We start from the raw sequence: 8,210 nt of genomic DNA, 5'->3' as shown, positions 1-8,210 counted from the left end.
CAGTTATCAGTAAAACAGACTGATTCCAGATTCCCGATTCCTGACACAAAAGTGTTACATTATCTTTCTATTGTTTCATTCTAGAGTTGTTTATCTATAAATTCTTCTTTATAAATATCTCTTAAAATTGTTTGGATACCTTTACTCACCATATTAAGTCTCAGAGCATAGTATATAGTATCCGCTGGTAATATTTCCTAAAAGAAAGAGGAGTGTTAGATGAATAACAACAGATTAGAAAATTATAAAATGAAGTCAGAGCCTATTGGAAAGGGAAATTTCTCATCTGTTTACTTGGCTGAAGACATTAAACAGCAATGCGAGGTTGCAATTAAAGTATCCTCTCATATTAATATGACTAAGCATGAAGCCTTCATAATGGAGAGTTATGGAAATCATCCATTTTTACCTAAATTTTATGAATTCTTTATAAAAGAGAGTAAAGCTTATATTGTAATGGAATACTTCCCAGGAGTAAGAATTGGACATTGGAACTATCATTCCACAGGGAAAAAGAGGAGTAAAGAAGATGCTATTCTTATCACATTAAATATCTTAGAAGGTTTACAACGTCTTCATCAAATAGGATTTGCTCATCATGATCTCTTACCTAAAAATATACTGATTATGAATGATAACCCAAATAGGATAAAATTGATCGATTTTGGGCTAGCAAAACCTCTAAACTCAGAAAAAAACCAGAGATATAAAATAAATGACCTATCTGTAGCAGCAAGTATGTGTATTTATTTAATCAATGGAGTCGTTTCAAAGCCAAGAATAGATGACCTAGAATCACTGGAGGATGATTTAAAAGAGGTTTTATTCAAAGCCTATCACCCTAATATTGAGCAGAGGTATCAATCTGCAAAAGAGTTTATTAAAGCTTTGAACCCTTTAGTTTAAAAATCATGAGGATGATTAATATATAAGAGCATAAAAAGACTCTAGTAACAAAGTTGTTACTAGAGTCTTTTTATTGTATTTAAGTTTTTATTTTTTAACCATTTACCTTCTCCAAAGCCTGCTTTAAATCAGCAATAATATCCTCTACTCTTTCAATTCCTACAGATACTCTAATTAAATTATCTGTAATACCTGCTGCTAGCTGGTCTTCTGTTGATAACTGTTCATGAGTAGTAGAAGCTGGATGAATAATTAAAGTTCTAGCATCTCCAACATTGGCTAATAATGAACATAACTCCACATTATTAATCAATTCCTTACCAGCTTTCACTCCACCTTTAATTCCAAAGCATAACATTCCACCAAAGGCTTTTTGTTGCTTCTTAGCAAGCTCATGATGTGGGTGGCTCTCTAAACCTGGATACCTAACCCATTCTACCTGAGGATGAGCTTCTAACCATTGAGCTACCTGCAATGCATTTTCAGAGTGTCGCTCCATTCTAAGTGCTAAAGTCTCTAAACCTTGAATGAATAACCATGTATTGAAAGGGCTTGCTGCGGGTCCAATATCACGATAACCTTCTACTCTTGCTTTTAATAGAAAATCGGCAGGGCCTACAATAATTCCACCAATTGAGCTACCATGACCACCGATATATTTAGTAGCTGAATGGACTACAATATCAGCTCCAAATTCGATTGGTCGAGATAAGTATGGTGTACAGAAGGTATTATCAACTACTAATTTTAAATCATGTTTATGGGCAATTTCTGCCACTTTTTCGATATCTACTATATCCAAAGTAGGATTTCCTGGGCTCTCCAAATATAAGAACTTAGTATTTTCAGTGATAGCTTCTTCCCAAGCATTAAGGTCATGGGGATCAACAAAGTTAGTATCAATTCCATACTTAGGTAAAGTTACATCAAATAAGTTATAAGTACCTCCATATACATACTTAGATGATACTATCTCCCCTCCACCTTCAGCTAAAGTAATCGCCGTTAAATGAATCGCAGACATACCTGACGAAGTAACTAGTCCAGCTTCTCCACCCTCTAGCTCTGCTAATCTCTTTTCAAATACATCATGGGTAGGGTTCATAATTCTTGAATAGATATTACCTGCTTCCTCTAAAGCAAATAACCTAGCTGCATGGTCTGCATCATCAAAGACATAAGAAGTCGTCTGATAAATAGGTACTGCTCTTGAGTTTTGACTATCCTGTTTTGGACTATAACCTCCATGTAATGCAACTGTTTCAAATCCATATTTTCCTTCTCTACTACTCATTTTATTAACTCCTCCTTAAATTATAATTAACTATTTTCTAAATAGAATTTAGCAAAATCACCTAAATTGTAACTCTTAAGTTCACTTAAATCTTCATTAACCAGTTTAAAGAAACAATCAGGGATTTCATTACCTGCAAGATTCTTCTTAATACAAGGATCACAACCTAGAGAATGATTATTAGGGTGATTCTTACATTTTAAATTATCACAACTACAAAAATGTTTAGTGCTCAACTTTATTCCTCCTAAATAAAAAACCTCTTCGCCAAGAAGAGGTTTAAAATTTCTATAGACCACTTCTTATCTCTCAATACCTTTAAGGTATCGCTGGAATTGGCACCGCCATAGTAACTAATTACTACTGGTTGCCGGGCTTCATCGGGCCAGTCCCTCCACCACTCTTGATAAGATTAATATTTTCTATTTTTTATAATAATAACATAAGCAAGTAAACCTGTCAAGGTTTACTTATTAATTTTCTTCAACTTTTTGTTGTTTACCTTGATTTAAATAATTTATATTTTCATTAATAATATCATCAACCACCTGCTCTGGACTGATAGTCTTCAACCAAAACTCTTGATAATGTTTATCGATGATCTTATTCAGCCCTTCTTTTAAGTCATAATTAGAAGTTATACTTCTATAGACACCTCTGTCAACATAACTTAGCATCTCTTTTTTAAGATTACTGCTTAACTTGACACTATCTTGCCAACTTCTTTGCAAAGGTAGATAAGCAGGTATAGCCTTCAATTTTTGAGCTAAATATAAATTCTTTTCTTGGTTGATGAATTTAGCAAATTGGTAGACTGCTTTACTATGATCATCTCCTTGATACTCTTGTTGTCTAAAAAGAAGTAGAGAGGTAACTTTTATCGGTACTTTATGATTGCTCGAATTACTTGGAATAGGTAACAAGCTTATATCAACATATCTCTCCTTGTGATCTCGCTTAAGCAAATTATTTAATAAGAAGATATTGATAGGTGCTATTATTCCAGCATCCCCTTCCCACAAGCCTGCTATTAATCGTTTATTCATCTTATTGATCTTCCTTGGAAATATCCTTTCTTTACGTAATTTATCTAGAAAAATAAAGATCGTCATTAAAGTCTGCCTATTTAAAGAACTACCATCGGCAGAGAGTAAATTATCATCTTCCATAGTAGTCAGTAACTGATAAAAGATCTCTGAGTTGTAAGGATTAAAGACAATATAAGCATCATCATGTGAGTCTTTAACCTTAATAGCACTCTGAAGAAATTCATCCCAGCTCCATCCCTGGGATTTGATTTTAATTAAATCCACTCCACTTGCATTTAACATCTTCTGATTAGCTACCCAAGTTTGAGGAATTAGCCAGTTAGGTAACCCCCAAATCTTATTATTATATACTAAAGCCGATATCCCTCTATACTTATCTCTATCACCTTCTTCAAATAAAAGGTTAACAGGTATCTGTAACTCTTTGCTAATTAGCTTACTAGAGAAGATATCATCGTAAATATCTGGTGGAGTACCCAAACTTAGTGATTCCCTAAGCTTCTCTTCTCCCGTAGAGAAAGGTAATAGCTGATAGGTAACCTTGATATTATGAAACTTCTTATTGAACTGTTCAATTGACTCTTGGAGAAACTGCTTATAATCTTCATCGTGACCTATCAAAAGATCATAATCCCAATAGCTAACATGATATTCTTTATCGGGATTTATCATTACTTCAGGATCAATAGTAAAGGGTTTAGACCTACTTTGATACTTAAGATAGAAAGTAATCCCCCCACTTGCTATAGCAATAGCCAACATGATAGCTATAATTAGCTTCCAATTTAAAGTTTTCTTTGAACTTTCAGTCAATGCTTCTTTTCCTCCTCTCTTCTACTTGATATTTAAAATATAAAAAGTATTATCATCAGCAACTAAGTCATCCTTTAAACCATAAAAAAGTTTAAACTCCTCCATGGCATCCTTGCTATCTTTTCCAAACCTACCGTCGGTATAACCTGGATTAAAACCCTGCTTTCTCAATTCTTCTTGCAAGATCAAGACATCTTCACCTACTCTACCAGGATCAATATTATATTTCATCTCCACACTATCTCTAGTACCAATAATCTTAACTCTAGTCCCTACCTTCACCCACTCAAAAAGTACTTTAACATCACGATTGAACATTCTAATACAACCATGGCTAGCAGCTCTTCCAATAGAACCAGGTTTGTTAGTACCGTGTATCCCATAAATTCCCCAAGGGACATTTAATCTCATCCACCTAACTCCAAAACCACCACCCCAATCTTTATCTTTAGCAATCACAGCCCACTCACCAACAGGAGATTTAGTAGAAGGTTTGCCTATGGCTACAGGAAAGCTATGAAATGCTTCTCCATTGGCATAGACTGTCATCTGGCGTTTATAACCATTTACTAAAATAGAAACTTCACCTTTAGGTAAAGCTAACTTATTGTTGCTTGCTTTTAATGGTAAGTCTTTAGTCAATTCATCACCTAATTTAAACCACGTCTGATCAGTTACTATACCAGTCTCCTCTAATCCCCTGTTGTATTGAAAATTTCTAACAGCTAAATAAGTTTTCCAATCATAGGTTGAATTTAAATCACCTTGATAAAAGCCTAGCTCCTTTAATTGGGATTGTAGTTCCCAAATATCATCTCCCTTAAGTAGTGGATTTTGTAAAGAAAGTTGTCTTACAGATTGACAACTGCAATGGTTATTGACTTCTCTAGCTGAACTATTAGGAAGAATTAAAGTTGAAATTAGTAAAGATAAGAGCAATATCCTCATTGTTGTTAACTTCAATCTTATTACCTCTTTTCATATATTATCTTATCAATAATTATGTGAAAATCACCTATAATATACAAATTAGCTCCTTTACAATATCAATTTTTTAAACAGATAAGCAAAAGTTCTCATATACTATTATAAACTTATAAAGGGGGCTTATTAATATGTGCTGTTTAGATTCAATCTCACCAGAGAGTTTGGCAGTACTAGCTACATTAATTGGAGTTATATTAGCTAATGATTTAGATGCCAATTCCCAAAACTCTTTGGGTAATTTTTTCGAAGCCCTTGGACAGACGATATTAACAATTGCAGCCCAAGAACAATGTCTAGGTACTGATGAAAACGGAAATTCGCAATATGAAAGATTAGAAAAAAAGATTAAAGAACTTAGTTTAGAAATCAATGAGTTAAAAAAGGAAGAATAGCCATTTTATGTCTATTCTTCCTTACTCTTAAAATATTTTAGATAGTTAGAGGTTGGGTAGTACTGATTATTCTTTACTCGTACTTGCCTTTACTTATATGGATTGATAGTAATAACCTCTACCTCATCGATAGCCTTTTCAATCAAATCATCTATATGTAAATCCTTCTCTCCTTCTTGCACATCTTCTGGAGTAGCTTTAGTAGCGGGTTTTTCTGGGACAAAGACTGTACAACAATCTTCATATGGTTGAATTGAAGTCTCATAAGTCCCAATTCTTTTAGCAATTTCAATAATTTCAACCTTATCTAAACCAATCAATGGTCTAAAAACAGGCATCTTAGGAACCATATTAGTAACATACATCGATTCCATCGTCTGACTAGCTACTTGTCCCATACTCTCACCTGTTAACAGCGACTTTCCTCCATTATTTACAGTAATCTGTTCAGAAATTCTCATCATAATCCTTCTCATGATAATCGTAGTTAATTCAGCTGGGCATTTATCATTCATCTCTGTTTGAATGTCGGTAAAGTGAACCACATGTAACTTAGTCTCCCCTTGGTATGTAGCCAAAATTTCTGCTAAGTCGATAACCTTCTCTTTAGCTCTATCACTGGTAAAAGGGAAACTGTGAAAGTAGATTGGTACTATCTTAACTCCACGCTTCATCAGCATCCAACCTGCTACAGGACTATCAATCCCCCCTGATAATAATAACCCTGCTGTTCCTGTTACTCCAACAGGTAACCCACCACAACCAGGGATATCTTGGGTATAAATGTAGACAGCCTTCTTTCTAACCTCCACATTGACCATCAATTCCGGGTTATGTACATCTACCTGCAAACGTCCATCTTCTGTATTAATTAGGATATGGGCTCCTAATTCTCTATTTAACTCCATACTATTTAGGGGGAAAGATTTATTATTACGGCGAGCATTGACCTTGAAAGTAGTTACTCCTGAACTAGGTAAAGCCTCTTGCACCATCTCCAAACAATTCTTCTTGACCTCATCTACATCAAGCTCTACTTCACGGGCCGGAGCGATACCAACAATCCCAAAGACCTTCTGTAATTTACTAATAACCTTATCTCTAGCAAGATCAGTCTCTACATAAATTCGACCATAGGTCTTATAAACATCCAATTCATCAGAATCTTTCTTCAAAGTCTTGATAATGTTAGAAATTAACTTATCCTCAAACATAAATCTATTTTTACCCTTTAAACCAATTTCCCCATAACGGATCAAATATAACCTTTTCACTTTCATCACCTCTGCATTATTTTTCTCAGCATTTTAACAGCATCTTTTAGCTTATCTACTGTGTAGTTTATCTCTTGCTCAGTTGTTGTTGGAGCAAGACTGAATCTAATTGCCCCTTCAATTAATTTAGGATTGACCTTCATAGCTTCTAAAACGTAACTTGGTGTATCCTGTTTTGAGGAGCAGGCTGCTCCTGTTGATAGATAGATATTATCCCGCTCTAAAGTATGAATTAAGACTTCACCCTTTACTCCAGCAAAGGAGATATTAGCAATATGTACTGCTCCAGTATGAATATCTGGTCCATTAAGAGAACTCTCTTCAACCTCAGTTAAGATTCTATTGATTAGTAGCTCCTTTAATTGATAGATTCTATACTTATCATCTTGACTAGGAAGTAACTCTACAGCTTGACCAAAACCAGCAATTCCAGGAACATTCTCAGTTCCAGGTCTAATTCCAGACTCCTGCTTACTGCCTGAGATCAAATTATCTATTCTTGTTCCTCTCTTGATGTATAATGCCCCTGTTCCCTTAGGACCATGGATCTTATGAGCACTGATAGAATATAAGTCGATACCTAGTTTAGATAAGGGAATATCTACTTTACCAAAAGTCTGTACCCCATCTACATGAAAATAGAGGTTGTCATAGTCGGCTACTAATTCACTAATCTCAGCTAAGGGCTGTATAGCTCCAGTTTCATTATTAACCCCCATAATACTAACTAAAATTGTCTCATCATTTAAATATTCCTTTAACTCTTCTAAATCAACAATACCTTCCCTGTTGACCTTAAGGTATTTGACATCATACCCTTTACTTTCAAGTCTCTTAAAAACATTTAAGACCGACGGATGTTCAATAGAGCTAGTAATCAACCGCTTCCCATAGCGCTTTAATGAATTAATAGCCCCTTTAATAGCTAAATTATTGGATTCCGTACCCCCAGAGGTGAAATATATCTCTTTAGCACTAACATCTAATTTAGATGCGATAGTCTTTCTAGCCTCTTTAATCATCTTCTCTGCTGCTATACCCATTCTATGTAAAGAAGAAGGATTACCATAGGTTGTAGTCAAAGCTACTTTCATCTTCTCTACAACCTCTGGATAGGGTTTAGTAGTTGCTGCATTGTCTAAATAAATCTCTTCCATAAAAATTCCTCCAGTGAGTGTGAGTTATGAGTGTATGTGAGCTATTATTAAGCAGTTCTCAACTCGCATCCACACTTTACTTTATTTATCTAAAACATTCAAAGAAAACTCCATCTAAGCCATGTATTAGGTGGAGATGAATTTGGATAATATTTGCAAGGTTCAACACCTTCAAATATTCAAGTTACTATGATACAATATTAAATACAAGGTTATAAAAAACAGTAATGCTAACCTACAACTTAGGTTCAGCCCCTTGTCGTACAAGTGAATATATGGAGTTACAAACACTAATCCTTGTTTGTGTAAAATATTCAAGGTATCGTAAGGATTAATGT

At 34.6% G+C, this 8,210-nt stretch carries 8 protein-coding genes and 1 riboswitch; of the genes, 2 read left to right on the top strand and 6 right to left on the bottom strand.

What is annotated here, in order from left to right; translation table 11 throughout:
* The first annotated feature begins 219 nt into the window (after nucleotides 1-219).
* The gene (locus tag ACTCDL_RS12450) at nucleotides 220-906 is read left to right on the top strand and encodes a protein kinase domain-containing protein (RefSeq protein WP_463177100.1); all 687 of its coding nucleotides are present in this window, start codon (nucleotides 220-222) and stop codon (nucleotides 904-906) included.
* A 94-nt stretch (nucleotides 907-1,000) separates the two neighbouring features.
* On the opposite strand, the gene ACTCDL_RS12445 is transcribed toward ACTCDL_RS12450, so the two are convergent.
* From ACTCDL_RS12445 to ACTCDL_RS12430, 4 genes are all read right to left on the bottom strand, one after another.
* Nucleotides 1,001-2,200 carry an O-acetylhomoserine aminocarboxypropyltransferase/cysteine synthase family protein gene (locus ACTCDL_RS12445; RefSeq protein ID WP_463177096.1) on the bottom strand — a complete coding sequence of 400 codons (1,200 nt, stop codon included), beginning with the start codon at nucleotides 2,198-2,200 and terminating at the stop codon, nucleotides 1,001-1,003.
* A gap of 26 nt (nucleotides 2,201-2,226) precedes the next feature.
* Nucleotides 2,227-2,436: a DUF6485 family protein gene (locus ACTCDL_RS12440; RefSeq protein WP_463177092.1), complete on the bottom strand. Its 210-nt coding sequence runs from the start codon at nucleotides 2,434-2,436 to the stop codon at nucleotides 2,227-2,229.
* A gap of 63 nt (nucleotides 2,437-2,499) precedes the next feature.
* A riboswitch (SAM riboswitch) is annotated at nucleotides 2,500-2,613 on the bottom strand.
* A 60-nt stretch (nucleotides 2,614-2,673) separates the two neighbouring features.
* On the bottom strand, nucleotides 2,674-4,062 hold the full coding sequence (locus tag ACTCDL_RS12435; protein ID WP_463177088.1) for an ABC transporter substrate-binding protein: 1,389 nt from the start codon (nucleotides 4,060-4,062) through the stop codon (nucleotides 2,674-2,676).
* A 21-nt stretch (nucleotides 4,063-4,083) separates the two neighbouring features.
* Nucleotides 4,084-5,025, bottom strand: coding sequence for a L,D-transpeptidase family protein (locus ACTCDL_RS12430; protein WP_463177085.1), 942 nt, complete (start codon nucleotides 5,023-5,025; stop codon nucleotides 4,084-4,086).
* Nucleotides 5,026-5,177: 152 nt separating this feature from the next.
* Here ACTCDL_RS12430 and ACTCDL_RS12425 point away from each other — a divergent pair, with 152 nt between their 5' ends.
* Nucleotides 5,178-5,441: a hypothetical protein gene (locus ACTCDL_RS12425; RefSeq protein WP_463177080.1), complete on the top strand. Its 264-nt coding sequence runs from the start codon at nucleotides 5,178-5,180 to the stop codon at nucleotides 5,439-5,441.
* An 89-nt stretch (nucleotides 5,442-5,530) separates the two neighbouring features.
* Here ACTCDL_RS12425 and thiI read toward each other — a convergent pair whose 3' ends face one another.
* Complete coding sequence (thiI, locus tag ACTCDL_RS12420; protein ID WP_463177075.1) at nucleotides 5,531-6,715, bottom strand: tRNA uracil 4-sulfurtransferase ThiI; 1,185 nt, start codon at nucleotides 6,713-6,715, stop codon at nucleotides 5,531-5,533.
* Between the two features lie 5 nt (nucleotides 6,716-6,720).
* Nucleotides 6,721-7,872 (bottom strand): cysteine desulfurase family protein, encoded by a 1,152-nt coding sequence (locus ACTCDL_RS12415; RefSeq protein WP_463177071.1) that lies wholly within the window; start codon nucleotides 7,870-7,872, stop codon nucleotides 6,721-6,723.
* Nucleotides 7,873-8,210 lie beyond the last annotated feature (338 nt).

The organism is Orenia sp. (assembly GCF_055140805.1).
This window is presented reverse-complemented; position numbering and strand designations above follow the sequence as displayed.

Bases quoted from the DNA above. Each gene is read 5' to 3' on its own strand.
- ACTCDL_RS12450 (WP_463177100.1), top strand. From the start codon at position 220: ATGAATAACAACAGATTAGAAAATTATAAAATGAAGTCAGAGCCTATT.
- ACTCDL_RS12445 (WP_463177096.1), bottom strand. From the start codon at position 2,200: ATGAGTAGTAGAGAAGGAAAATATGGATTTGAAACAGTTGCATTACAT.
- ACTCDL_RS12425 (WP_463177080.1), top strand. From the start codon at position 5,178: ATGTGCTGTTTAGATTCAATCTCACCAGAGAGTTTGGCAGTACTAGCT.
- ACTCDL_RS12415 (WP_463177071.1), bottom strand. From the start codon at position 7,872: ATGGAAGAGATTTATTTAGACAATGCAGCAACTACTAAACCCTATCCA.